Raw genomic sequence first — 26845 nt, 5'->3', positions numbered from 1 at the left:
TTTTATTCTTAACAGAAATCCTGTCTGATACAACGAAATCTGAAAAGGTTTGAAATCATATTTATTTATTCTTAGTTAAGGTAAGACCTAGACTTATTTAATATTATTATTTTTGGAATGTAAAGCATCTGCTGCGCTAAAAAAGAATATACATCTTTATAAAGAATAGAATAACGAATAACTATTGTATATCGAAACCTTTTAGTTAATGAAAAATAAATTATATGAAAGGACCAGACAAAAATCTCAAGTTTCCACTTGAAAATTACGACCGCCTTTGTTTTTTAAAAAATATAATAAAGAACCCGAATATAATTGTGGGTGATTATACCTATTATGATGATTTTGAAAATGTAGAAAATTTTGAAAATAATGTAAAATTCCTTTTTGATTTTGTTGGTGACAAATTAATTATCGGAAAGTTTTGCATGATTGCCTCCGATGTTAAATTCATAATGAATGGCGCAAATCATTTGACCAAATCTCTTACCTCGTATCCGTTTGCAGTTTTTGGCAATGGCTGGGAAAATGCAATGGATGGAAAATCGTACCCATTTAAGGGAGACATTCGTATTGGTAACGATGTTTGGATTGGTTACAACGCAACAATAATGGCCGGAGTACATATAGGTGATGGTGCGATCATAGCTGCGAATACAACAGTTACTAAAGATGTAGCACCATATACGATAGTAGGTGGAAACCCATCTAAAGAAATTAAAAAAAGATTTTCAGAAGATGTCATTAACAAGTTATTAGAAATTGAATGGTGGCATTGGGACATTGAAAAAATAACAAAAAACATACAGCATTTAACCAGTCTTCATGTAGAGAAATTAGTAGATTAATAATGTTAATAAAACGGCTATTTTTATAAGTATAGTCACAGATATTAGAAATTTTGATGTAATTTTTGTACTTATTATTCTATAAAAATTTCATTACATTTGAATACATCTGTAAATTTTATCCAAACAAGACCTAGGATTCACCTTTAAAGTATAGTGTATTCTAACTATTTTAAATATAAATGAAGTGTATTTCATGTGATTTTGATCATTATCAGAAATTTTGTCCTAATTGTGGAGAGCGAAGTGGCGTAAAAAAAATAACAGTGTCTTCTGTATGGGAAGACGCACTATTGTCGATTACCAATACGGACAAAGGTATTCTGTATACGGTAAAAGCCTTATTGCTTTATCCTAAACAATTCGTTACCGATTACCTTTCGGGAAGGAGAAAAGGAATTCTTAACCCAATATCTTTTTTGGTTTTTGCGATTACGCTGTATTTAATTGTTATATCTTTCTATGACATTCCAAAATTGCATGTTGTATATGAGGATACAGTACGATCTAATATGCGAAAAATTGGTAATGAAATAGGTACATTTATACGACTTAATTTAAAATACTTTTGGATTTTAACCATATTCCCACTAGCGGTATCCTTAAAACTTACTTTTAGAAAATACAATTTTGTAGAGTATGTAACTATTAGTTCCTTTATCATCGGACAGGCAACATTACTGGGGATTTTAAGTTATATTCTTTTTAGAATGCCACTCATCGTAGACCCGGTAGTTTTCACTGTAATATTATGGCTTACTTACCAAATATTTAAAAAAAACACTTCTAAGATGGAATCGTTTCTTTTAACTTTAGTGGCATTGTTCCTATTTGTAATGCAATTTTGTATAGTTATAGTGCTTATCGGCATTGTACAATATATACTCTAATAATCATGGCGTTTTACTTCAAGTAAATAAAAGCACTTCTATACGAGTAATATTCAACTATAAATTATATAATTATACGGACAAATAGTTTAAGATAGGATGTAAACAATGAAATCCTAATAGTTTTTATAGTTAATTGTCCCTAACTGCTTATCTAAGGAATGTATCTTTTACCTCTAGTGGCTTTAGATTCAAGTAAATCAATAATCCTTTTGATTATAATTAAAGGATAGATATAATTATGCAGCGATTCAAGAAATGAGCTGGTTTTTTAGTCGCTACTTCATTCCTAGGAAAATTAACTTTTTTTATTTTTTATCTCGTTCTTGTGTAATGTAGATGCTATAATTTTAATTTGAAAAAACAATCTTTTCAGATACTTTTTAAATAATACCTAAAATTTGTTATATTTAGATTCAGTCTAAATGAACTGTGTTTTTTACCAATTAATAACGTATTTATTGCTACTATGAATTTAATAAACCTGTATAAACAGATTCTTGGCGTTACTTTTATTGTGATCTTTACAAGCTGTAACCAAGTAACATCCAATCCCGACGCTGTTACCGAAATAAAACAAGATCCCCTACCGTCATGGAACGATAGCGATGCTAAAGAAGCAATACTTTCCTATGTTTCCGACGTCACCAATGAAAACAGTCAAAATTTCATACCTATAAACATGCGTATTTCTACTTTTGACAATGATGGTACTTTGTGGAGCGAACAGCCAGCTTATTTTCAATTGTTTTTTGCTATGGATAGAGTAAGAGAATTAGCGAAACTTCATCCAGAGTGGCAATCTAAACAGCCTTTTAAAGCAGTTATAGACAATGATTTAGCGGCGTTAAAAAAACAAGGGCTTACTGGGTTAGCCCAATTAATGATGGCCTCACATACAGGAACGACAATTGAAGAATTTGATACCATTGTTAAAGATTGGATAAAAACAGCCAAACATCCCATTAAAAATGTTGGTTTTGACCAATTGGTATACCAGCCCATGCTTGAGCTACTCGAATATTTAAGAGCTAATCATTTTAAAACTTACATTGTTTCTGGTGGTGGTTTGGATTTTATGCGTGCTATTGTCACTGAAATTTATGGTATCCCTGAAGAACAGATCTTAGGAAGTAGAATAAAAACCAATTTTGAATACAACGAAGGAAATCCAAAAATTGTTCGAATACCCGAACTAGAGTTTAATGATGATAAAGAAGGTAAACCATTGAATATTCAAAAAATAATAGGAAAAAAGCCAGTTTTCGCCGCCGGAAATTCCGATGGTGATTTGCAAATGCTACAATGGACTGCTTCTAACAAGTATAAAAGTTTTAAGCTCTATATACACCATACAGATTCGATCAGAGAATGGGCCTACGATCGGAACTCTGCTATCGGTAAATTAGACAAAGGACTAGATGCGGCAAAAGCGAAAGGTTGGTCTGTTATCGATATGAAAACTGATTGGAAAGTCGTATATCCGAGCGAAATATCTAAATAATAAATTATTGGATTAAAAACGTATTTTATGAAAAATTCACTACTACTTATTGCACTGTCTCTGATTTGTATACAATGCCATAACAAGGATAGTTTAAAAGACATACCTAATCGAGAACCTATACGAAATGCTACACTTATTGGAGATGAAAACATACAAACCCCTTATGGTGATATAACGCTAGAGAATAATTACATAACAGACGAAAGTGCAACAAAATTATTCGATGTCATGGATTTTCAGCGAGCAGCGCAGGCCTACATATGGTCTACGCCAATTGTTAGTTTTTATACTTGGATTGAGCAGCAAAATAAAAATTATAACACTGGGGAATTAGGGCAATTTGCGGTGTTTAAATCCCTTAAAGAAAAGCGAGGAATTGTAACAGGAAATTTAACTACTCCGTATATAATTCAATTTTATAATCTTAGCAATGGGCCTATTGAAATAACCTACCCACCTGGAAATACCGCAGGAGGAATTTTAGATTTATGGCAAAGACCTATCGGAAATATGGGAGTTACCGGACCAGACAAAGGAAAGGGAGGAAAGTATATTATTTTGGGTCCGGAAGATGACGCTAAAACCTATCAAAATGACAGTATTTCGGTGTATCAATCGGAAACGAATCACATTTTTATTGGTCTCAGGCTTATCGATCAGAATCCTGAAGTAGAGAAAAATTTCAAGAAATCGTTACGCATGAAAATTATTGGTAAGGAAGATAGCCCTGTCGTTTTTATAGAGGATTTAGACAAAGAATGGAGCGCAACAGCTCCGCGAGGGCTGGAGTACTGGAGAATTCTGAATACCATCATAAATCAAGAACCTATTAGAGAACAAGATAAGGTTTGGATGGCTATGTTGGAGCCACTCGGAATACGAAAAGGAACAGCTTTTCAACCCAACAAAAGACAGCAACGAATTTTGTTAGAGGGAGTGAAGATGGGAGAATTAATGCTTAGGAATTTACAAACGAATCCTCGCTTTGCAGAAAATTATTGGGAAGGTACAAATTGGTATAAAAGCTTTGATTTTACTGTGCCTCAAATTACAGAATATAAAGTTGAGTTGGATGAACGAGCAGTGTGGTTTTACGAGGCAGTAACAAGCACAAATGGAATGGTTAATCCAATTGTTGGCCAGGGGCAGGTGTATATGACAGTTAAAAGAGATAAGGAAGGCAAATTATTTCGAGCAGATAAAACCTATGTTTTAAAAGTTCCCAAAGATGTACCGGTAGAACAATTTTGGTCGGTAGTTTTATACAGTGAAGCGACCAGAAGAGCCTATGATAACGGCGGATCTGAAATTAAAGATGTTGCACTCAATAGCAGAATGGAACAGCTAAAATATAACGAAGATGGAAGTCTTAATTTATATATTGGAGCTAAAGCTCCAAAAGGGATGGAAACTAACTTTTTAAAAACAACAGGAAAGGATGGTTGGTTTATTTATTTCAGATTATATGGTCCTAAAGAAGCTTTCTTTGACAAGTCGTTTTCCTTACCTGATTTTGAAAGAATGGAAGAGTAATTTGTTTTTTAGGATTGCAAAAGCAACTACTAAAGGTTACACATACTAAAATAAAAAAGGTCTTTTGATAGTGAAAGACCTTTTAAATACATTTAATAACCAAATTATTTAGGCATTACAACAGTATCAATTACATGAATAACGCCATTGCTAGCTAATACATCCGTAGCTGTAATTTGACTTGTATTACCATTGGCATCTTTCAAGAATATTTTACCATCTTTTTGAATTACCGTAATGTTTTGTCCGTTTAACGTTTTTAGGCTTACCGTACCCTTACCTTTTTTTAAGGCAGCAACAACATCCTTAGCACCTAAATTTCCTGCAACTACATGGTAGGTTAAAATTCCTGCTAGGGCTTTTTGGTTCTTTTTTTCTAATAAAGAGCTTAAGGTTGTTGCATCTACTTTAGCGAAAGCTGCGTTGGTAGGAGCAAAAACTGTAAAAGGCCCGTCGCCTTGTAAAGCTGTTACTAAATCAGCAGCTTTGAGAGCAGTTACTAATGTTGTGAAGTTTTTGTTACCAACGGCAACATCTACTATAGTACCTTGTGCATTACTGTTTTGTGTTAAACTTAAGCATAGAATTAAGCTTAAACTAAGAATTAATTTGTTCATAATATTTACTTTAGTTGTTAATAATCTACTCAAAGATATGCTAAAATTTTTAAATTGTTTAACTTTTAGTAGATTTTGTTAAACAAAAAATTCACTAAGTACATTTTATTTTTTGCGTATCGCTTCAAATAGAAATTCTAAATATCCCAACAGAAGCATCGGTATTTATCGTTGAGCGTGCTTTTGTTGTATCGTTTTTGAATTATTGCTTATTGTGAGAAAAAAGAAATATAAACTGCATGTTATTAGTGTTTTAAAAAACTTGGCATATAGATTCTTTCCATGGTAGTGTAGTTGCAATGCGTATTTCTGTGTAGCATATGTGTAATGCCATATGAATTCTATATCACTAAGTTGTTGTTTTACCTATTAAATTTAATGAAAATACAGTACTTTTAACTGTATCAATACTCAATGTTTAACGAATACTCTTTTTGGGAGAAAAAATGTCAAGAATGAACAAAAAAAGAACTGTCGGGATTCTAATTTTTAAAGATGCGGAAGTGTTGGATTTCGCAGGGCCATTTGAAGTTTTTTCTGTAACCTCAGAATTGAATAATTTCGAGCCTTTTGAGGTGTTTACGGTATCAGAAAGCTTGGATCCGGTAGCAGCTATTAATGGTTTTAGTGTAAATCCTACGCATGATTTTTATACCTGTCCGGATTTGGATATTCTAATTATTGCTGGTGGTTTTGGAGCTAGACAGATAAAACACAACCAAAAGGTTTTAGACTGGGTTACCAAAGTACATCAACAAACGGAGTTTACGCTTAGTATCTGCTCCGGATCGTTAATCCTGGGAAGTCTTGGATTACTAAAATCGAAACCGTATTGTACGCATCATCAAGTATATCCCCTTATGGAAGAAATAGTGCCTCTTGGACTTCCACAGAAAGAGAAACGCTTCGTAAATGCAGGGAAAATTTATACTTCGGGAGGTATTTCAGCAGGTATCGATTTGGCATTTCATATTGTTGAAAAACTACTGGGTAAAGAAATAGCTAAAAACACGGCCGAATATATGGAGTATCATAGGAATTCTTATGCTTTAGAAGACGGTAATAAAGAATTTTAACCTTATTGTAGGAAGTAATTTTGGTAGGAGGAAAATACAGTAAATGTCGCTTTTAGTGCATGGAAAAATAAAAGTATAGAGGTTTTTTTTTATCTTTAAGGAGATTCACAGAATATAGAACTCTGAATATACTTTTTATTAATCTTTTCTTATTATAAAATTAAGTATGAAATTATCCTTAATACTATGTTTCTTATGTGTTGTTTTGGGTTGTAAAAAATCAGAAAATAATGTAGTTAGTTTTCCTGTACAAGAAAAAATAACCACAGAGATGGATGCTGTCATGAAATCAAGTGATTTACCTGCTATTGTTGCCATGGCCTCCAACAAAAAAGGGGAAGAGGTTTCCTATTCTTATGGAAAGGCAATTTGGGGTGCAAACGATGCAGTTACTCCACAGCATATTTTCCAATTACAATCCATGACGAAGTTAATTACTAGTATTGCAGCGTTACAATTAGTCGAGCGAGGAGAAATTGCTTTAGACGATGACCTCAGTGCTGTGCTGCCGATTTTAAAGACCATTCCAATTCTCCATAAAGGTAAACTTACCAGTCCTAAAAATGCGATTACTTTGCGACACTTACTAACACATACTTCTGGTTTTGGATATACATTTACTGATTTGGAATTGTCGCAGTTTCCGTATACAAATTGGAATTATCCAGACGGTCCTAGACGTTTTGAAAGTGGAACACAGTTTTTGTATGGTACGAGTTTAGCATGGGTTGGAAAAGTTATTGAAAAAGTATCGAACACTTCTTTAGATATATATGTCAAAGAGCACATTACCAAGCCACTTAATATGCAAAGAACATTTTTTAACGTTCCCGACTCCTTACAGCAATTTATCGTTACACGGGGTTTTAGAGGTGCTGATGGAAAACAGTCTTTACGAGCAATTAAAGATAGAGTTCCGAGAAGAAAAGTTACTTCTTATAGCGGGGATGATGGGTTATGGTCGAGCCCTAGTGATTACATGCAACTTTTAAAATGTATGCTAAATTATGGAACTCTTAATGGCGTAAAGATTTTAGAAAAAGGAACAGTAGAAGAGATGAAAAATAATCAAATCGGAGATATAAGTATGGATGCTTCAGGAAACTATTTCAATCCTGCCTATTGTTGTAATTTAGAAAATTTTACCACAGAAAGCACTAAATGGGGTTTGGCTTGGGCTATTGATACAGAAGGTAAAGCCTATGGTAGAAAGCCAGGAACGGTCTATTGGGGAGGCATGATGAATACGTATTTTTATATAGATTATACTTCGGAAGTTGCGGTTTGTGTTTTCTCACAACACATTCCTTTTAATCATAAAGCGACAACGACATTTCTAGATTCTTTCTCTCAAGTATTGTATGCGAACTAGACTTGCTGTAGACATGCTGAAAGTAGATGTTATTTTTATAATACTACTTCTAAAAGTATTTTTCTGTTTTAGATTTGAAATTATTTGAGTAATTTTAGACAACACAATTATTGAAAAGTATCGCTATTTACGATTTAAATTCTACCATATGAAATATTTAACAAGTTTACCAATCAAAACATTAGTAGTTGTACTTCTCTTTTTCTTTGCTTGCAAGCAAAAGGAAGCTTCCGAAAAGAAAACTATCGTCGTAAAAGAGAAACCCAGTATCACTATTGAAAAGTTAAGCGATTCTCCGGCATATGCAGAGGCAGTCTTACGATTAAAAATGCCGCAAGATACCGAGAATATCTCAGCAAATACTGTTGCTTTTGAATTTGAAGTTCAGAATTACGAATTGGGTGCTCAAACCACAAGCCTAATGTGCAAAAGTTGGCAAACTCTGGAAAAGGGCAACACATTCATTTTATTCTAAATAACCAACCGTATTCTGCCCATTACGAAGCTAATTTTTCTAAAGATATTCCCAAAGGAGTGCATCATTTGGTGGCTTTTTTAAGTCGTTCTTACCATGAATCTGTAAAAAATGAGAATTCTGTGGTGGTGAAAAAGGTAGTAGTAGGGGAAAACGCTAAAGACACTATTGGAATAAATATAACCGATCCAACGTTAATTTACAGTCGTCCTAAAGGAACCTATGCAGGGAAAGATACAGAGAATTTATTATTGGATTTTTTCGTTTTAAATACAACGCTTTCTGAAAAAGGAAATAGCGTAAAAGCGACGATTAACGGGCAAGAATTTACACTTACCGAATGGTCTCCATATGTTATTAAGGGGTTACCACTTGGCGAAGTAACCATTAAATTAGCGTTGCAAGACAAAAATGGAAATAACATACCTGGCCCATTCAATACCGTAACTCGTACAGTTATGCTTACGGAATAGTATTTTACAAAGGCAAATAAAAAACGCATCGGAATTTTCCGATGCGTTTTTTATTTAGTACGATTTATATTTATTTGTTTTCTTGTTGCCATTGCCACGCAGACAATAGAGCCTCGTCTAAACTTTTTTCTGTTTTCCAACGCAACTCTTTTTCTGCCAAGGTAGTATCTGCATATGCAGCAGTAATGTCTCCTGGGCGACGGTCTACTATTTTATAATTTAATTTGGTAGCACTAACTTTTTCAAAAGACTTCACAACTTCTAATACAGAACTTCCTTTACCGGTACCAATATTAAAAAATTCGAAGGAGCTTTTATTTTCTTTATGAAGTAGACGTTGTAAAGCTACAATATGCGCTTTTGCTAAATCCACTACATGAATGTAGTCTCTTATGGCAGTACCATCTTGGGTATCGTAATCGTCTCCAAAAACAGATAATTGTTCTCGTATTCCTGCAGCTGTTTGGGTTACAAAGGGAATTAAGTTTTGCGGAACTCCTAAAGGTAATTCACCAATTTTGATGCTGTCATGTGCTCCAATAGGATTGAAATAACGCAATGCAATGGCATTCATACCATAGGCTTCACAGCTTTCCTTAATAATTTCTTCTCCGATTTGTTTGGTATTACCATATGGTGAGGCAGCTGGTTTTATCGGTGCGTTTTCTGTTATAGGTAATTCGTCGGCTTGTCCGTATACCGTGCAAGAAGAACTAAAAATAAAATGATCGATGTTTCTATCGCGCATTTCTTGTAAAAGATATACCAAACTACCGATGTTGTTTTCGTAGTAATCTAATGGTTTTTCAACACTTTCTCCAACTGCTTTGAAGGCTGCAAAATGTATAATACCATCAATAGTTGTATTTGCAAACAAGTCTTTAACATCTTGCTTAATGCGGAGGTCTATTTGATGAAATTCAGGAGCAATACCTGTAATTTCCTTTATTCTCTCTAATACTTCAATTTTTGAATTGGATAGATCATCTACAATGATGACGTGGTATCCGGTATTCTGCAATTCTACTACGGTGTGTGAACCTATAAAACCTAAACCACCGGTAACTAATATATTTTTCATATTTATTGCAAGAATTCTAAAACGGTTTCTGTTATGTACTTCAATTGATCTTCCTCAAGTTCTGTATGCATCGGTAAGGAAATTACTTCTTGCACCAATTGGTTGGTTGCTGCAAAGTCTTCCTCTTTATACCTGCTGTCTTTATATGCCTTTTGCGCATGTAATGGCACTGGATAGTATATTGAGTTTGCAATTCCTTTTTGGATAAGGTGCTTGTGCAAAGCATCTCTTTTTCCGTTGGTAATTCGTAAGGTGTACTGGTGGAATACATGAGAACTAAAATCACGCAAGGTTGGGGTTATAATAACTTCTGAATTTTTAAAACGCTCCGTGTAGTAATCTGCTGCTTTTCTTCTGGCTGCACAATAACTATCCAAAAGTGGAAGTTTTGCTTTTAAAACCGCCGCCTGAATGCTATCTAATCGAGAATTAACGCCAACTACATCGTGGTAATAGCGTTGGTACATTCCGTGATTTACCATACCTCTTAGGGTATGTGCTAGCGCATCATCGTTTGTAAAAATGGCACCACCGTCACCATAACAACCCAGGTTTTTAGAAGGGAAGAAGGAAGTTGTTCCAACATGTCCCATGGTCCCGGATTTTTGAGTGGTTCCATCTGAAAATGTATAATCTGCTCCGATTGCTTGTGCATTATCTTCTATTACAAATAAATCGTGTTCTTTTGCAATTGCTAAAATAGCCTCCATATTGGCACATTGTCCGAATAAGTGCACCGGAACAATAGCTTTGGTTTCTGGAGTAATTGCTTTTTTTAAGGCTTCTATGTTTATGTTAAAAGTATCTAACTCTACATCTACTAAAACAGGAGTAAGGTTTAACAAACCAATAACTTCTACAGTAGCAGCAAAGGTAAAATCTACGGTAATAACTTCATCTCCAGGTTGCAATCCTAATCCCATCATGGCAATCTGTAAAGCATCTGTTCCATTGGCACATGGGATAACATGCTTTATATTGAGGTATTGCTCTAAATCTGCTTGAAATTCTTTAACAAAAGGACCATTGATATACGAAGACGAATTTAATACTTCATGAATAGAGGCATCTACTGTCTCTTTTATATTTTGATATTGACTCTGTAAGTCAACCATTTGTATTTTTTTCATGGTAAAAATTTTATCGCTGCAAAAATACGACTATATTTTTTAGTTTTTGTAGAAGCCCATAGAATAAATTAATTGTTTTATTATTTGGTTTTATTATAAGTAATAACGGATACAGCGTTTTTTGGAGAAATTATTTGGTTCCATTTCTTTCTGTTATATTTGAGGAAAATCTAAAAAAATAGATGGACGACCTAATCAAAATCATTTTATGAAATTTATAAAAATCGGTATTGCAATTCTTTTAATTTTAGGAATAGGATTGTGGCTATTTACCCAAACACTGCACCCAACCTATAACGGAAATATTAAGTTATCGGGTATTGACGATCCGGTTTCGGTTCATTTTGATGCCAACGGAGTTCCACATATTAATGCCAATAATGAACACGATGCCTACGTGGCATTAGGCTATGTTCATGCCCAAGATAGATTGTGGCAAATGGAATTAATTCGAAGAATTGCAGCGGGGCGATTGTCGGAGATTTTTGGAGAAGAGTTCATTGCTACTGATAAGTTTTTTTCTGGCTTAGGGATTACCGAGGAAGCGGTAAAAACGATTCAAAAGCTCGACGTATCCAAACCCTCTTATACTTTAGCACAAGCTTACCTTAAAGGCATTAATCAGTTTATCCAAGAGGGGCCAACACCCCTAGAGTTTTATTTGGTTGGTGTAGAGAAAGAAAAATACAGTCTGGAAGATATCTTTAATGTTTATGGGTATATGGCATTTAGTTTTGCGGTAGCCCATAAAACAGATCCAATGCTAACAGAGATTAAGGAGAAATTAGGAGATGCCTATCTGCAAGAATTACTAGATGCCGAAACCGAAAATCTCACTCTAATCAAAAACAGTAAGAATCCAAAATTACAGGCTAGTTTTGCCAAGGCGATTCATTCGATAGTAGAAAGTGTTCCCGTCTCTCCTTTTATCGGTAGTAATGCTTGGGTAATTGGAGCAGAGAAGACCAAGAATGGAAAAGTAATCTTTGCCAACGATCCGCACATTTCTTTTTCACAGCCTGCTGTATGGTACCAGTCACACATCAAAACCCCAAACTATGAAATGTATGGGTATAATTTAGCATTAACACCTTTTCCTTTGTTAGGACACAATCGCAACTACGCCTATGGGTTAACTATGTTTGAAAATGATGATGTTGATTTTTATTTTGAGGAAAATAATCCTGAAAACCCAATGCAATACAAAACTTCTAATGGCTATAGAAATTATACAATAAAAGAGAGGAAGATAAAAGTTAAGGGCCAAAAAGATAGTGTATTTCAAGTAAAAGTAAGCCAGCACGGTCCGGTCATGAATGATGTAATAGCCTTCATAGATGATGAAAGACCTATAGCAATGCAATGGATATATACCAAGTTGGAAAACGAATTGTTAGACGTTTCTTATACCATGTCACATGCAAAAAATCTAGCCGAGTTTCGAGACGGGGCTAAAAAGCTTCACGCTCCTGGTTTAAATGTAATGTATGGCGATGCTAGCGATAATATTGCATGGTTTGCTGCTGGAAAACTTTATAAATACCGAGACAGCCTAAATACCAAACTCATTCTCGATGGAGCGTCAGGAAACGATGAAATTCAGGAGTATTTAAGTTTTGACAATAATCCGCAGGCGGTAAACCCGTCTTGGAACTACGTGTATTCAGCCAACAACCAACCAGATTCCATTGCAGGAATGTTGTACCCAGGCTATTATTTACCAGAAGATAGAGCATTGCGTATTGAAACATTATTGGATGCTAAAAATGATTTTACCATAGAAGATGTTGCAAAAATGATTTATGACGTCACTTCAGCTACAGCTCCGGAAATAATCCGTAATATGCTTGCTTCTTTGGATACCTCGAAACTGACACCTAGTGGTAAAAAAGCACATACTATTCTTAAAAACTGGAATGGTTTTTTCGGTAAGGATGAAGTTGGTCCGGTGCTTTACAATCGTTTGTGGTTTGAATTTATCAAAAGTACCTTTCAAGACGAAATGGGAGAAGCTTTTCCGCAGTTTGTCAATACACCATTAGAGGAAAAAGTGTTATCCTCTCAGGTGAAAAAGAATGCTTCCATATGGTGGGATGACATTCGTACAAGCGACAAGAAAGAGACCAAACAAGATATTGTAACAAGGTCTTTTACCAATGCAATTGCATTTTTACAAGGGCAGTTGGGTGCAAATGTAGAGGATTGGAAATGGAAACGAGTAGCTTCTGTAGAGTACGAACATCCGATTGGGAAAGCAGGAGGTGTTTTGCGAAAAATATTTAATGTAGGTCCTTTTGAGACTATTGGTGGTGATCAGGTTATCAACAATCAAATTTACAAGATAGATAGCACCGGTGTTTATAAAATTCTTGCCGGTCCTTCGAGTAGAAGAGTAATTGATTTTTCAGATGTTGAAAATAGTATTGGAATTCTTCCTACAGGGCAATCTGGAAATGTTTTTAGTCCTTACTACAAAGATCAGGTACAAAAATATTTAAATGGAGAATTTAATACCATGTATTTGAAACAAGAGGAAATTCAAAAAAGTGAAAATATACTATTACTTACTCCAAAGCAATAAAGTGAAAAGGGATGCTAATATAGCATCCCTTTTTTTAGTATTATATTTCGGTATAGATTTCTTCAAAAGGAATTCTAAATCGTTCGCCATAAACTCCTTCTGGTTTTCGGATACCACAAGAAATGATCATGTTAATCTCCGCGCTTCTAGGAATTCCTAAAATGCGTTTTACCCGCCAAGTATCGGAGCCTTCCATTGGACAGGTATCGTAACCCTCGGCAGCCATGGATAGCATGAATGTTTGGGCTGCAAGACCACAAGTTTTGTGGGCAACAATGCGCATGTCGCTTTTTCGAACCTCCCGATACATCGGTTTAAACAGGCCCATAACTAGAACCATTAGGTATTTTAACCATCCTACTATTCCTAAAAAATCCGCATATGCAAAAGGAATTAATTTACCGTAATAATTTCTTGCTACTTTTTCACGAGAGGACTGCTCCTTTTTTGGTTTGTTCTTTCCAAAAACTTTATCCATGTACTGAAGATTGGCTTTAGCTCTCTTTCTCCACAGATCTTTTCGAACCACAAAAACAACTAATTCTTGTGCTGTTTTTGCGGCATTTTGTCCAAAACACAGCGGGACTAACTCTGCGATAGTCTCTTTAGAAGTAACATGAACAAATTCCCAAAGTTGCATGTTGCTGCTATTTGGTGCTAAACTTGCTTGTGCGATACATTTTTTAACAATGGAAGAATCTAACGCTTTTTCTGGGTCATATACGCGAACAGATCTTCTGTAATCAATCGCTTCTGATACCGTTTTTTCGACATAGGGTAGGGAGTTTTTAGTTTGGGTTTGTGGTGTTGAAATTATCCAAATTTCAACAGTGTTTTTAATTGCTTTAGTTTTCCTGTATAAGGTGCATATCGCGTTGGCACATCTAACCAAGTACCTCGGTTTACCAACCCTTTATGATGGGTAAATGTATCAAAGGTACGCTTTCCGTGATAACCACCGATACCGCTCTCTCCAACGCCTCCGAAAGGAAGTCTATGATTGGCAAAGTGAACTGTGGTGTCGTTGATGGTTCCTCCTCCAAAAGAATAGCGTGCAATCATTTTGTTGGCAAATTTTTTAGTTTTGGTGAATACATACAGGGCAAGTGGTTTGTCGTATTTTGTGAGTATCCTTTCAATATCACTCTCAGTTTTATATGAAAGCAGTGGAAATATAGGACCGAATATTTCTTCTTGCATTGCGGGGCTATCCAAGTTGGGTTCGTGAATCAGAGTTGGTGCAATATATCGGTCTTCCCTATCGGTTTCCCCTCCAATAACACAGTCATTATTTTCAAGCATAACGGCAAGTCTGTCGAAATTTTTGGTGTTAATAATACGTGGATAATCTGCAGATTTTTGCGGATTGTTTCCGTAGGCCTTTTGAATTTCTTCTCTAAAATGCGCTATGAATTCATCCTTAACAGATTGGTGAATTAACAGATAATCCGGGGCAATACAGGTTTGTCCGCCATTGATAAACTTCCCCCAAACAATTCGTTTTGCAGTGAGCTTAATGTTGGCAGTTTCGTCAACGATACAGGGGCTTTTTCCACCGAGTTCTAAAGTTACAGGAGTTAAGTGTTCTGCTGCTGCTTTTGCAACAATTTTTCCAACACTCACACTACCTGTGAAAAAGATATAATCCCAGCGCTGCGCTAAAAGTTCTTGCGCTACAGCAACCCCACCTTCTATAACGGCCACATGTGCCTCCTTGCATATTGTTTCTATAATTTCTCGTAAAATTTTACTGGTGTTTGGGGTGAGTTCCGAAGGTTTTAGCACCACGGTATTACCAGCTGCAATCGCACCAATAACAGGAGAAAGTGCTAGTTGGTACGGATAATTCCAAGGAGCTATAATCAAGACAGCCCCATAAGGTTCTTTGTATATTTTGGCACTAGAGGGAAAGTTCAATAGCGATGGGCGTACGCTTTTGGCTCTACTCCAAGAACGTATGTTTTTAATGGCTAAATTTAGCTCTGACAGCACGATGCTTATTTCGGTCATTACAGCCTCGTATTCCGATTTTTTAAAATCTAAGTGCAGGGCAGTTATAATATCTTGTTCTCTGCGAATAAGTTCACTTTTTAATTTTTTTAAAGTGTTTTTTCGGAAGGAAATAGATTTAGTTTCTTGTGTTTTGAAATATTGCTTTTGTTTTTGAATGATAGTAGGTACAGACATTTTTATAGATCAAGGAGTTTTTTGTTCATTAATTTAAACCATAAGGGAGGGATTAGCGAAACCAGCATCATACCAGGGTATCCTGTAGGCATTTGTGGGCTCTCCGGAAGCGACTTTAAAATTTGGTAATGCTTGCTCCCATTATAGTGATGGTCGGAATGTCGCGATAAATTAAAGAGCATTAATTTACCAATCACGTGGTCGGAATTCCAAGAATGTGTTCTTTTAACCCGCTCGTACCTGCCAAACTTATTTTTTTTACGAAGTAAGCCATAATGCTCAATGTAGTTTACAGTTTCTAGTAATAAAATACCAAATACCGCAGCGGCAATAAAAAATAGAACTACTTGTGTACCAAAGGTAAAGTAGATAATTCCTAATAAAACAAAATTAGCGATTGTGTAGATAAGCATTCTGTTTTGATAATGGAACCAGGTTCTTCCGGAATTCTTCAGTCTATTGTTTTCTGCAACCCATGCTTGGTAATAACTTTGAAAATGCGAACGAACCCAAAAAACGTATAGGATTTCATTTTTTCTTGCAGTAGCAGCATCTTTTGGGGTAGCAACATTAAGATGGTGTCCTGCATTATGGTAGGGTAAAAAATGTGTATCGAGTGAGGTTAATAGTAAAATTTCTCCGAGGAATTCATCAAACCTATTGTTTCTATGTCCGAGCTCGTGTCCTACATTAATTCCCAGAATACCGCACATAAGGCCCATGGCAGAAATTCTTCCCACCATATCAAAAGTGCTGAGGTTTGGTTCTTGAATAACATATAAAAACCAAACCAAAAAACCGACTTGAATAGGTACGGTAAGGTACAGTATGTAAGTATATAATTTGTTTTCTTTTTCTATGGCTTCTTCTTCAGGAGTAAAGTTTGAACTAGAGGGTTTGCATACAAATTCTAACAGAGGAATGCCTACGAAAAAGGTTAGGAGTGGTAAAAATACTAACCAACCAGTGCTGGTAAAAGCAATATACACAGTGGCAGGAAGTAGCAGTATAGCTAAGAATTGAAGGGCTCTCATGGTGTTAAATTTGTATAAATATACAAATTACTAACACGCATCCCAAATAGGGTCTTTCGGTTTTGGTGCGACTACTGTTATGGTTTCTTTAGATACGGGGTGTGTAAATGTGATTTTTCTTGCGTGAAGGTGGATGCTACCATCTTTGTTGCTTCTGGGAAATCCGTACTTTAAGTCTCCTTTTATTGGGCATCCAATGGCAGATAATTGTACCCTTATCTGATGGTGTCGTCCGGTTTCTAAATCTATTTCAAGAAGTGTGTAATTCTTAAGTTTTTTTATGACTCTATAGTGAAGTATAGCTTTTTTACTGTTTTTCACCTCCTTGCCATAGGCAAAAGATTTATTATTTTTAGGATTTTTAACTAAGAAATTTGTTAAGGTTTCTTCTTTTTTCTTAGGAGTGTTTTTTACAATTGCCCAGTAGGTTTTTTGTATCTGCTTTTCCCGAAGCATTTTATTAAGTCTTTCTAGTGCTTTGGAAGTTTTTGCGTAAATAACGATGCCCGAGGTTGGACGATCAAGACGATGTACCGTGCCTAAAAATACATTGCCAGGTTTGTTGTATTTTTCTTTTAGGTATTCTTTGAGTATTTCGTTTAATGGTTTATCGCCAGTTTTATCCCCTTGTGTAATGTCTCCTGCACGTTTGTTAACAATAAGCAAATGATTGTCTTCCTGTAAAACCTGAAGATTGTCTTTGTTGGAGTGCATGGTCAATTATTTAAAGTCAGCGGCTACATCCGTATTTACTTGGTCAATAAAATTTAAGAATTCATCTTTACCAAGACTATTTACAGAAGAGGTAATAAAAGACATTGGCAACTCTTCCCAATGGTTTAATAATTTCTTTTTGTAGCTGGTTATTTGTTTGTTGAGTTTGGAACTACCTAATTTATCCGCCTTTGTAAATACAATACAAAATGGGATTTTATTTTCTCCTAAAAAGCGCATGAATTCCAGGTCTATTTTTTGAGGGTCATGCCGACTATCGATTAGAACGAAAGTACAAACAAGCTGTTCGCGTTCTTTGAAGTAATTCTCAATGAAATATTGAAAAATAGTACGTTTCTTTTTCGAGACTTTTGCATATCCGTAACCAGGTAGATCTACGAGAAACCATTGGTCATTTATTTTGAAATGATTGATTAACTGCGTTTTTCCGGGTTTTCCGGAAGTTTTGGCTAAGTCCTTGCGCTCCATGAGCATGTTTATAAGGGAAGATTTTCCCACATTCGAACGTCCTATAAAAGCATACTCTGGTAATCTATCTTTTGGGCATTTTGTAACATTAGAGTTACTCATAACAAATGCTGCCGATTTAATTTTCATACCCTATAAGTTACGCTTTGTTAACCAGTTTTCCAAAATAGTATTAAATTCCTCAGGTGTTTCCATCATTGCTGCATGTCCGCAATTATCAATCCAAAACAATTCTGCATCGGGTAGTAATTTCTGGAAATCTTCGGCAACTTCTGGAGGGGTAACGGTGTCTTGCTTTCCCCAAATTAAACAAGTTGGCTGTGTCATTTTAGGTAAATCCTTGGCCATATTATGTCGAACAGCACTTTTGGCAATTGCCAAAGTTCTCACTAGTGTATTTCTATCGTTAATTACTTCATACACCTGATCTACTAGCTCTTCTGTTGCTATGCTATCATCAAAAAACACTTCTTTTGTTTTCGTTCTAACAAATTCTTTGTCACCGCGTCGTGGGTAGTTGTTACCCATCGAATTTTCGTAAAGGCCCGAGCTTCCGGTCAGAACTAGGCCGCCGACATCTTGTGGGTAGTGTTTGATGTAGTAGAGTGCAATATGACCTCCAAGAGAATTTCCTAATAAAATTACGTCTTTAAGGTTTTTATATTCGATGAATTCATGCAAGAATTTTGCAAGATTCTTAACGTTAGTTGCCAGTAAAGGTAAAGAATATAAGGGTAGCTCTGGGATGAATACCTTATATCCCTTTTTAGAAAAATAATTAAAAGTCGCGTCAAAATTACTCAACGCTCCCATGAGTCCGTGAAGAACAACAATTGTCTTTCCTTCTCCTGCCTCTGCGAATGTAAATTTGTCTTCTTTTTTTAAAAATTCTGTCATAAAAAAAATGATTTGACTCAACGACAAATGTAGTTTTTTTTAGCACTTTTTCATTTTTATTATTTGGGATCATTTGGAAAATATAAAGTGGTTTATAGTCAGTGTTTTAGGACTTGTGGTAAAACTTATTAACAAAGTGGTATAAAGTGGTAAAATGTGGGATTTTTTTATATTTTTGATAAAATCATTAGTAAAATAAAGTGGTTAGTTTAATTGGAACATACGAATGTAAAATGGACGCCAAAGGAAGGGTTATGTTGCCTGCTGCATACAAGAAGCAATTGGCTGATCTTGTGGAAGAAGGGTTTGTAGTAAAGCGTTCTGTTTTTCAGCCTTGTTTAGAGGTTTATCCTATGCAAGAGTGGCGTTCGGTGATGGCGAAATTAAACAAACTGAATCGTTTTGTTAAGAAAAATAATGATTTCATACGGCGGTTTACTGCTGGGGTTAAAACTGTAGAAATGGATTCTTCGGGAAGGTTTTTAATACCCAAAGACCTGTGTCAGTTTGCGAGCTTAAAAAAAGAAATAGTACTCTCTTCTGGGGTTACTATTTTTGAAGTTTGGGATAAGGGGTCGTATGAAAAAGTTTTGGAGGATGCTGTTATTGATTTTGCAGATTTGGCAGAAGAAGTAATGGGAAATATAGATGTAGATGAGTTATCATAGTCCTGTTTTATTGCAAGAAAGTGTTGATGCCTTAGCGATTAAAAGTGACGGTGTGTATGTGGATGTTACCTTCGGAGGAGGTGGGCATTCTCGCGAAATTTTAAGCCGTTTGGGTGAAAATGGGCGTTTGTTTGCGTTCGATCAAGATCCGGACGCTTTACAGAATAAAATCGAGGACGATCGCTTTGTGCTTATTGGAGAGAATTTCCGATTTATTTCTAGGTTTTTGCGTTTTTACGGGGTTAAAAAAGTAGATGGTGTTCTAGCAGATTTAGGCGTTTCTTCCCATCAATTTGATGCTGCTGAAAGGGGTTTTTCAACTAGGTTCGACGCAGATTTAGATATGCGAATGGATCAAAAAGCAGAGCTCTCGGCAATGAAGATTATCCGTACTTATGGAGAGGCGCAATTGGCTGATGTTTTGTTTTTGTACGGAGAGTTGCGCAATGCAAGAGCATTAGCGAAAACTATTGTTGTAGCGCGAGAAGAGCAAGAGATCCGTACTAGTTTTGAGTTGAAAGAGGTGCTGCAGAAGCATTTGCCGAAAGCTAAAGAACATAAAATATTAGCACAGATATTTCAGGCGTTTCGCATTGAAGTGAATCAGGAGTTGGAGGTTTTAAAGGAGTTTTTAGAGCAAATGCCTGGCTTGCTAAAACAGGAAGGCAGGTTAAGTGTTATCTCGTACCACTCTCTGGAGGATAGGTTGGTGAAACGTTATATACGAACTGGGCTCTTTAGTGGGGAGCCTGAAAAGGATTTTTTTGGAAATGTAAAAGTGCCGCTACAAAAAGTGGGAAAGCTTATTGTTCCAACAGCTAGCGAGATTAAAGAGAATAACCGGGCGAGAAGTGCAAAGTTGCGAATTGCAACCCCAAGTAAAAAATAATGAGTAAAGCGAAGCACAGCATATACGATGTATTGCGGGGAAGTTTTCTAACCGATGAAAGCGCATTTAAAAACTGGAAGTTTCTAGTTTTTTGGTGTTTTTATTATTGGTGATAATTTCAAGTTCGCACAGTGCAGATGCCAAAGTAGTTCGTATTGCTAAGTTGCGTAAAGAAAAACGGCGATTGCGGGCTGAATATGTCGATACAAGCACCATATTAATGCGGATGAAGCTAGAGAGTAGTATTCGTAAAAAAGTAAAAAGTAAAGGATTGGAACCTTCGTCGACACCGCCAAAAAAAATAAAAGTCACCTTAAACAAAGAATAAAAAACCATGGTTGAAAAGAAAAGTATACTTAACAAGCTCTATGTAGTCGTTGTTCTAATGATGCTTTTTTTGTTGTTGTTGTGGTTCGTATCGTTAAGCTTCAATACGTCGAGGGAGATAAGTACCGCAAATTATCGGAAGAAAAAAACCTTAAAAACGATACTATTTTTGCCAATAGAGGTAATGTCTATGCTGCTGATGGGAATCTATTGGCTACCTCTATTTCTAAGTATACTATCCGAATGGATGTTATGGCAGTGTCATCACGTATTTTCGAAAGAGATATAAGTGCGCTGGCGAAAGAGCTGTCGGGATTATTAGGAAAACCAGCCGAATATTATCAAAAACGACTTCGTAATGCTAAAAAACGCAAAAACAGATATTTGCTAATTGCCAGAAATATAGGGTACAACGATTATGCAAAAATGAAAACGTTTCCAATTTTCAAGTTAGGAGTATATAAAGGAGGGTTTATTACCGAGCAACAAACTGTTAGGGTGCATCCTATCGGAAAAATTGCAGAGCGAACCATAGGTTATGATGATTATCGTGGAGGAGCAGGAATTGAAGGAGCTTTTGCCTCTTACATGCAAGGGGAAAATGGATGGCGATTGAAACAAAAAATTGCCAAAGGCCAATGGAAGCCTATTAACGATATTAATGAAAAGGAACCTATAGACGGAAGAGATGTCATTACTACCATAGATGTTAATATCCAAGATATCATGCACCATGCTCTATTGCAGCAGTTAGAGAAATTTGAGGCAGAGCACGGCTGTGCTGTGGTGATGGAGGTTGCAACGGGGAAGATTAAAGCAATTTCAAACCTGGGTAGAACGTCTGATGGAAAGTACTACGAGAAGAGAAATTATGCAGTATGGGAGAGTCATGAGCCAGGGTCTACCTTTAAATTAGCGAGCTTAATGGCGGCTTTAGAAGATAAAGTTGCAGATACCGCTACAATTGTAGATTGTGAAAAAGGAAAAATTTATGTGAATAAGCGAAAAGTGCAAGACAGTAAAAAAGGCGGATATGGAGAGATATCTTTAGCTAGAGTGCTGGAGGTTTCTTCCAATGTGGGTATTGTTAAAACCATTCAGAAGCACTACGATAAAAATCCAGAAAAATTCACCAAACGAATGGAGGAATTTGGATTACAGCAGCAAACAGAGGTGAAAATTAAAGGCGAAGGAAAACCTATTATACCTTCACCAGATTCAAAGACATGGAGTCCTATATCTTTAGAATGGATGGCTTGGGGATATGGTGTTTCTTTCACCCCACTTCAAATTCTCGCTTTTTACAATGCGGTGGCAAATGATGGAAAGTTGGTAAAACCTTATTTTGTAAAAGAGCTTCGCATTGGAGGAGAAGTTGACAAGCGTTTTACGACAAAAGTGGTAAAAGAAAAAATTGCAAGCCAAACGACTTTAGACAAAGTAAAAAAAGTTTTGGAGAATGTTGTTGTTAAAGGAACTGCAAAAAATATCTATTCTCCTAACTTTTCTATGGCAGGAAAAACAGGTACGGCAAAAAAATGGATTCCTAGGTACAAAGATGCCGACGGTAAAGTAGTTCCGGGGTATTATTCTAACTCGAAATACGTAGCGTCTTTTGCTGGTTTTTTTCCTGTAGATGCGCCAAAATACTCTTGTATTGTGGTGATACACGAGCCTAAAAAGGAGAAAGGATATTACGGTGCCGTGGTTGCAGCTCCTGTATTTAAAGAGGTGGCACAAAAAATTTATACCACCACTCCAGTGAACAAACAGTCTGTTTCTGATACTTTAAGTTATGCGAGATTGGATGCCGATTACCAAAGGTATTACGATACTATGGTGAAGTATAAAACCATTATGCCGAGAGTAGTTGGAATGAGTGGTATGGACGCGATTTCCTTACTAGAGAATATGGGTTTAAAAGTGCGATTTTCAGGCACTGGTAAAGTTTTAGAACAATCTATTGCCAATGGAATTAAAGTAAAAAAAGGAACCACTATTTATTTAAGATTATCCTAGTTGAAGAATTTAAAAGACATATTGTATAAGGTTGCTATTGATGCTGTGCTTGGAACAACAGATGTTGTAGTGAAAGACCTAGTTTTCGATAGTCGAAAGGTGCAAGAAAACAGTCTTTTTGTGGCACAAAAAGGATTGGCTTTTGACGGGCACCAGTTTATTGAAAAAGCGATTGCTTCAGGTGCTAGGGTAATTGTTTGTGAGGTTTATCCAAAACACAGAAACGACCAAGTAACCTACGTGAAAGTTGGTTGCTCGGATACGGCTTTAGCTGCTTTAGCAGCAAACTTTTACGAGCATCCTTCCGATAAATTACATCTGATAGGAGTTACCGGAACCAACGGAAAAACTACAGTTACTTCCTTGTTGTACCAATTGTTTTCCATGGCAGGATATAAGGTTGGGTTGTTGTCTACCGTCAAAATTATGGTTTGCGATACAGCCTATACTGCTACCCATACTACTCCCGATTCTATTACCATAAATCGCTATTTGTCCGAAATGGTTGCCGCAGGTGTAACCCATTGTTTTATGGAAGTAAGTTCTCATGGTATCCATCAAAAACGAACCTTGGGATTAAATTTTTGTGGTGGGGTATTTACCAATTTGTCTCATGATCATTTAGACTATCACGAAACTTTCGCAGAATACAGAGATGTAAAGAAATCCTTCTTTGATACTTTGCCTAAATCGTCTTTTGCGCTTGTAAATATCGACGATAAAAACGGTAGTGTTATGGTGCAAAATACCAAGCAAAAACACATAGTTATGCCTTAAAAACGCTAGCCGATTTTAAAGTTAAAGTACTAGAGAAAAATTTTTCAGGGAGTTTGTTGCAAGTGAACAACCACGAGGTTTGGACAAAACTAATTGGAGAATTTAACGCCTATAATATCGCTGCTATTTATGGAGTAGCGCATTTGCTTGGTATGGAAGATTTGGAAGTTTTACGTTTGATCAGTACGCTAGAGAGTGTTGGGGGAAGGTTTCAGTATGTGGTTTCCGAACACCAAGTTACTGCTATTGTCGATTACGCACATACGCCAGATGCTCTTAAAAATGTATTGCAAACAATTAATGCCATTCGAACCAGACAAGAAGCTGTGATAACAGTAGTTGGTTGCGGTGGCGATAGAGATAAAACAAAACGCCCTAAAATGGCACATATTGCGACGCAGTTGAGTAGTCAGGTTATACTCACTTCCGACAATCCACGAAGTGAACAACCGCAAGTAATTATAGAAGAAATGGAGCAGGGTGTGGCAGCAGAGAATTATAACAAATACCTGTCTATTTTAGATAGAAGACAAGCGATAAAAACTGCCTCTAAACTAGCGAAGCCAGGGGATATAATACTAATTGCAGGAAAAGGACACGAAAAGTATCAAGAAATTAATGGGCAAAGGCATCATTTTGATGACTTAGAAGAAATAGTTAGTTGTTTTAACCAATCTAAAAACTAATAAGATATGTTGTACTACATTTTTCAATATTTAGAACGCGAATTTAATCTCACCGGAGCCAGTGTTTTTCAGTTCATATCGTTTAGAGCAGCCGCGGCATTTATTATTTCTCTTTTGATAACCATGATTTTTGGAAAGCGTATCATTAATTTTTTGAGAAAGCAACAGGTTGGAGAAACAGTACGAGATCTGGGGTTAGAGGGACAAATTCAAAAAACAGGAACCCCAACTATGGGTGGCGTGATTATTATTTTAGGAACCTTACTTCCTGTAGTACTCTTAGCCAAACTCGATAATATTTACATCGTTATTCTTTTAATAACTACCCTTTGGATGGGAGTAATAGGGTTTACAGATGATTACATAAAAGTATTTCGAAAAGACAAAGAAGGGTTAAAAGGAAAATTTAAAGTTTTAGGGCAGGTTGGTCTCGGTGTTATTGTTGGAACGATGCTTTACTTTCATCCAGATGTTACGATAAAAGAACAGTTGCCGGTTGCAGCACAAACGGTGCAAGAAAATGGCAGAGTAAAAGTGTTTGGAGATGCGCACAAATCTACCAAAACTACGGTGCCATTTCTTAAAGATAACGAATTAGATTACGCGAAAGCTCTGCAAATTTTTGGTGGAAACTACGAAAAGTATGGTTGGGTCGTATTTATTCTGGTGGTGGTGTTTCTGGTTACTGCGGTATCCAATGGCGCGAATCTTACCGATGGAATCGATGGTTTAGCGGCAGGTTCCTCCGCAATTATGGTAGTTGCGTTGGCAATCTTCGCTTGGGTTTCGGGAAATATCATTTTTGCCGATTATTTAAATGTCATGTTTATACCCGAATCCGGCGAAATGACGGTGTTTATTTTTGCTTTCGCCGGAGCGCTAGTAGGATTTTTGTGGTACAATACCTATCCGGCACAAGTTTTTATGGGAGACACAGGTAGTTTAACTATAGGAGGGATTATTGCAGTGTTGGCTATTGCTATGCGAAAGGAATTATTGCTACCAATTTTAGCAGGAATTTTTGTAGTAGAAAATGTATCGGTAATTCTGCAGGTGTCTTATTTTAAGTACACCAAGAAAAAGTTTGGAGCAGGGAAGCGAATATTTAAAATGGCTCCTCTGCACCATCATTACCAAAAACTAGGTTACCACGAAAGCAAAATTGTGAATCGATTTTGGTTTGTTGGAATTTTATTGGCAGTACTAACAGTGGTTACTTTAAAATTGCGATAAATGAAGCGATTAGTAGTATTAGGAGGTGGAGAAAGTGGTGTTGGAACAGCGCTTTTAGGACTCGCAAAAGGATATGAGGTTTTTGTTTCCGATAGGGGAAACATTACCGATTTGTATAAAAAAGTTCTTTTACATCATGCGATACCCTTTGAAGAAGGGAGGCATACCATATCTAAAATTACAACTGCGGATGTTGTGATGAAAAGTCCGGGAATACCCGATACCGTTACTATTGTTAAAGAAGTGCGACAAAAAGGGATTGCTGTAGTTTCAGAAATAGAATTTGCTGCTGCATATACAGCTGCAACTATCCTTGGAATTACAGGGTCGAACGGAAAAACAACGACCACGCTTCTAACGCATCACGTGCTAAAGGAGGCAGGGTTACACGTTGGGGTTGCTGGGAATATTGGTGACAGTTTTGCAAAACAAGTCGCTAGCCAACAATTTGAGGAATATGTATTGGAGTTAAGTAGCTTTCAATTAGATGGCATTGTGAAGTTCCGTCCAAAAATTGCTATCCTTACCAATATCACTCCCGATCATCTAGACAGGTACGACGATGATTTTGAAAAATATATTGCTTCTAAATTCAGAATTACAAAGAATCAAACTGAAAATGATTTTTTGATTTATGATGCAGATGATGTGGTTATAAGAAATGGGTTACAGAAGCGTAAAATAAAGGCCAAATTAGTGCCATTTTCCATGGAGCAAGAATTGGAATACGGTGTTTATATAAAGAATAACAAAATAATAGTAAAATTAAATAACGAAGAAGAGTTAATGAATGTTTCAAGTTTAAAATTACAAGGAAAGCACAATACAAAAAATGCAATGGCTGCTGCAATGGCTGCACGTTTATTGCAAGTAAGAAAAGAAACGATTGCAGAAAGCTTAGCAGATTTTGAAGGGGTAGAACACCGCTTAGAAAATTTGCATAAAATTGGTGGGGTGCAGTATATAAATGACAGTAAAGCTACCAATGTTAATGCTACTTTTTATGCCTTAGAATGTATGGATGCACCTACGGTATGGATAGTTGGTGGTGTAGACAAAGGAAATGATTACACAGATTTGTTACCCTTAGTTAGAGAAAAGGTTAAGGCTATAGTTTGTTTGGGACTGGATAATTCCAAGATCATTGCTACTTTTCAAAACGTAGTAGATGTATTGGTAGAGACAGCGGGAGCCGAAGAAGCGGTAAAAGTGGCACATAAAATTGCAACTAAAGGCGATACTGTATTGTTGTCTCCTGCATGTGCAAGTTTTGATTTGTTCGAAAACTACGAAGATAGAGGTGTTAAATTTAAAGAAGCAGTACGATTATTGTAGCAGACAT

Annotated in this window: 24 protein-coding genes and 1 pseudogene; 16 read left to right on the top strand and 9 right to left on the bottom strand. The window is 36.2% G+C overall.

Going from position 1 to position 26845, the window contains the following annotated elements; translation table 11 throughout:
• Window positions 1–224: 224 nt before the first annotated feature.
• From BSU00_RS09085 to BSU00_RS09070, 4 genes are all read left to right on the top strand, one after another.
• Window positions 225–848, top strand: coding sequence for a CatB-related O-acetyltransferase (locus BSU00_RS09085; RefSeq protein ID WP_105004093.1), 624 nt, complete (start codon window positions 225–227; stop codon window positions 846–848).
• 182 nt (window positions 849–1030) lie between these two features.
• On the top strand, window positions 1031–1738 hold the full coding sequence (locus tag BSU00_RS09080; RefSeq protein ID WP_105004092.1) for a DUF3667 domain-containing protein: 708 nt from the start codon (window positions 1031–1033) through the stop codon (window positions 1736–1738).
• 469 nt (window positions 1739–2207) lie between these two features.
• Window positions 2208–3242: an HAD family phosphatase gene (locus BSU00_RS09075; RefSeq protein ID WP_105004091.1), complete on the top strand. Its 1035-nt coding sequence runs from the start codon at window positions 2208–2210 to the stop codon at window positions 3240–3242.
• Between the two features lie 27 nt (window positions 3243–3269).
• Window positions 3270–4778 carry a DUF1254 domain-containing protein gene (locus tag BSU00_RS09070; protein WP_105004090.1) on the top strand — a complete coding sequence of 503 codons (1509 nt, stop codon included), beginning with the start codon at window positions 3270–3272 and terminating at the stop codon, window positions 4776–4778.
• Window positions 4779–4882: 104 nt separating this feature from the next.
• Here the strand turns inward: BSU00_RS09070 and BSU00_RS09065 are convergent, their stop codons facing one another.
• Window positions 4883–5395, bottom strand: coding sequence for a fasciclin domain-containing protein (locus BSU00_RS09065; protein WP_105004089.1), 513 nt, complete (start codon window positions 5393–5395; stop codon window positions 4883–4885).
• A gap of 455 nt (window positions 5396–5850) precedes the next feature.
• Here BSU00_RS09065 and BSU00_RS09060 point away from each other — a divergent pair, with 455 nt between their 5' ends.
• From BSU00_RS09060 to BSU00_RS13405, 4 genes are all read left to right on the top strand, one after another.
• Window positions 5851–6471: a DJ-1/PfpI family protein gene (locus BSU00_RS09060; protein WP_105004088.1), complete on the top strand. Its 621-nt coding sequence runs from the start codon at window positions 5851–5853 to the stop codon at window positions 6469–6471.
• 166 nt (window positions 6472–6637) lie between these two features.
• On the top strand, window positions 6638–7843 hold the full coding sequence (locus BSU00_RS09055; RefSeq protein ID WP_105004087.1) for a serine hydrolase: 1206 nt from the start codon (window positions 6638–6640) through the stop codon (window positions 7841–7843).
• A 148-nt stretch (window positions 7844–7991) separates the two neighbouring features.
• Window positions 7992–8318 (top strand): hypothetical protein, encoded by a 327-nt coding sequence (locus BSU00_RS13410; protein ID WP_233188677.1) that lies wholly within the window; start codon window positions 7992–7994, stop codon window positions 8316–8318.
• Window positions 8276–8791, top strand: coding sequence for a hypothetical protein (locus BSU00_RS13405; protein WP_233188676.1), 516 nt, complete (start codon window positions 8276–8278; stop codon window positions 8789–8791). Before BSU00_RS13410 ends, BSU00_RS13405 begins: the two co-directional genes overlap by 43 nt.
• 70 nt (window positions 8792–8861) lie before the next feature.
• Here BSU00_RS13405 and galE read toward each other — a convergent pair whose 3' ends face one another.
• A complete protein-coding gene (gene galE / locus BSU00_RS09045; protein ID WP_105004086.1) occupies window positions 8862–9872 on the bottom strand; it encodes a UDP-glucose 4-epimerase GalE in 1011 nt (336 codons plus the stop codon).
• A gap of 2 nt (window positions 9873–9874) precedes the next feature.
• Complete coding sequence (locus BSU00_RS09040; protein WP_105004085.1) at window positions 9875–11002, bottom strand: DegT/DnrJ/EryC1/StrS aminotransferase family protein; 1128 nt, start codon at window positions 11000–11002, stop codon at window positions 9875–9877.
• Window positions 11003–11210: 208 nt separating this feature from the next.
• Between BSU00_RS09040 and BSU00_RS09035 the strand changes: the two genes are divergently transcribed.
• A complete protein-coding gene (locus BSU00_RS09035; RefSeq protein ID WP_105004084.1) occupies window positions 11211–13583 on the top strand; it encodes a penicillin acylase family protein in 2373 nt (790 codons plus the stop codon).
• A gap of 40 nt (window positions 13584–13623) precedes the next feature.
• On the opposite strand, the gene BSU00_RS09030 is transcribed toward BSU00_RS09035, so the two are convergent.
• From BSU00_RS09030 to BSU00_RS09005, 6 genes are read right to left on the bottom strand one after another with little or no spacing between them, the layout of a single operon-like run.
• Window positions 13624–14397: a nitroreductase family protein gene (locus BSU00_RS09030; protein WP_105004229.1), complete on the bottom strand. Its 774-nt coding sequence runs from the start codon at window positions 14395–14397 to the stop codon at window positions 13624–13626.
• A complete protein-coding gene (locus tag BSU00_RS09025; protein WP_105004083.1) occupies window positions 14397–15770 on the bottom strand; it encodes an aldehyde dehydrogenase in 1374 nt (457 codons plus the stop codon). Before BSU00_RS09025 ends, BSU00_RS09030 begins: the two co-directional genes overlap by 1 nt.
• Window positions 15771–15772: 2 nt before the next feature.
• Window positions 15773–16804 (bottom strand): alkane 1-monooxygenase, encoded by a 1032-nt coding sequence (locus BSU00_RS09020; protein WP_105004082.1) that lies wholly within the window; start codon window positions 16802–16804, stop codon window positions 15773–15775.
• Between the two features lie 30 nt (window positions 16805–16834).
• The gene (locus BSU00_RS09015) at window positions 16835–17518 is read right to left on the bottom strand and encodes an RluA family pseudouridine synthase (RefSeq protein ID WP_105004228.1); all 684 of its coding nucleotides are present in this window, start codon (window positions 17516–17518) and stop codon (window positions 16835–16837) included.
• A 6-nt stretch (window positions 17519–17524) separates the two neighbouring features.
• Window positions 17525–18136 carry a ribosome biogenesis GTP-binding protein YihA/YsxC gene (gene yihA / locus BSU00_RS09010; protein WP_105004081.1) on the bottom strand — a complete coding sequence of 204 codons (612 nt, stop codon included), beginning with the start codon at window positions 18134–18136 and terminating at the stop codon, window positions 17525–17527.
• A 3-nt stretch (window positions 18137–18139) separates the two neighbouring features.
• Window positions 18140–18904 carry an alpha/beta fold hydrolase gene (locus tag BSU00_RS09005; RefSeq protein ID WP_105004080.1) on the bottom strand — a complete coding sequence of 255 codons (765 nt, stop codon included), beginning with the start codon at window positions 18902–18904 and terminating at the stop codon, window positions 18140–18142.
• Window positions 18905–19104: 200 nt separating this feature from the next.
• Here BSU00_RS09005 and mraZ point away from each other — a divergent pair, with 200 nt between their 5' ends.
• From mraZ to murD, 7 genes and pseudogenes are all read left to right on the top strand, one after another.
• Window positions 19105–19572, top strand: coding sequence for a division/cell wall cluster transcriptional repressor MraZ (mraZ, locus tag BSU00_RS09000; RefSeq protein ID WP_105004079.1), 468 nt, complete (start codon window positions 19105–19107; stop codon window positions 19570–19572).
• On the top strand, window positions 19559–20461 hold the full coding sequence (rsmH, locus tag BSU00_RS08995) for a 16S rRNA (cytosine(1402)-N(4))-methyltransferase RsmH (RefSeq protein ID WP_105004078.1): 903 nt from the start codon (window positions 19559–19561) through the stop codon (window positions 20459–20461). The genes mraZ and rsmH overlap by 14 nt, the downstream gene beginning before the upstream one ends.
• 94 nt (window positions 20462–20555) lie before the next feature.
• On the top strand, window positions 20556–20789 hold the full coding sequence (locus BSU00_RS08990) for an FtsL-like putative cell division protein (RefSeq protein WP_233188690.1): 234 nt from the start codon (window positions 20556–20558) through the stop codon (window positions 20787–20789).
• Window positions 20790–20869: 80 nt separating this feature from the next.
• On the top strand, window positions 20870–22807 hold the full coding sequence (locus tag BSU00_RS08985) for a penicillin-binding protein (protein ID WP_105004077.1): 1938 nt from the start codon (window positions 20870–20872) through the stop codon (window positions 22805–22807).
• Window positions 22808–24270 (top strand): annotated as a pseudogene (locus tag BSU00_RS08980) (UDP-N-acetylmuramoyl-L-alanyl-D-glutamate--2,6-diaminopimelate ligase).
• Between the two features lie 6 nt (window positions 24271–24276).
• Window positions 24277–25503, top strand: a complete 1227-nt coding sequence (mraY, locus tag BSU00_RS08975) for a phospho-N-acetylmuramoyl-pentapeptide-transferase (RefSeq protein WP_105004076.1) — start codon at window positions 24277–24279, stop codon at window positions 25501–25503.
• On the top strand, window positions 25504–26838 hold the full coding sequence (gene murD, locus BSU00_RS08970) for a UDP-N-acetylmuramoyl-L-alanine--D-glutamate ligase (RefSeq protein WP_105004075.1): 1335 nt from the start codon (window positions 25504–25506) through the stop codon (window positions 26836–26838).
• The last annotated feature ends 7 nt before the right edge of the window (window positions 26839–26845 follow it).

Origin of the sequence: Tenacibaculum sp. SG-28, assembly GCF_002954385.1 — a bacterium.
Taxonomy (GTDB): domain Bacteria; phylum Bacteroidota; class Bacteroidia; order Flavobacteriales; family Flavobacteriaceae; genus Polaribacter.
This window is presented reverse-complemented; position numbering and strand designations above follow the sequence as displayed.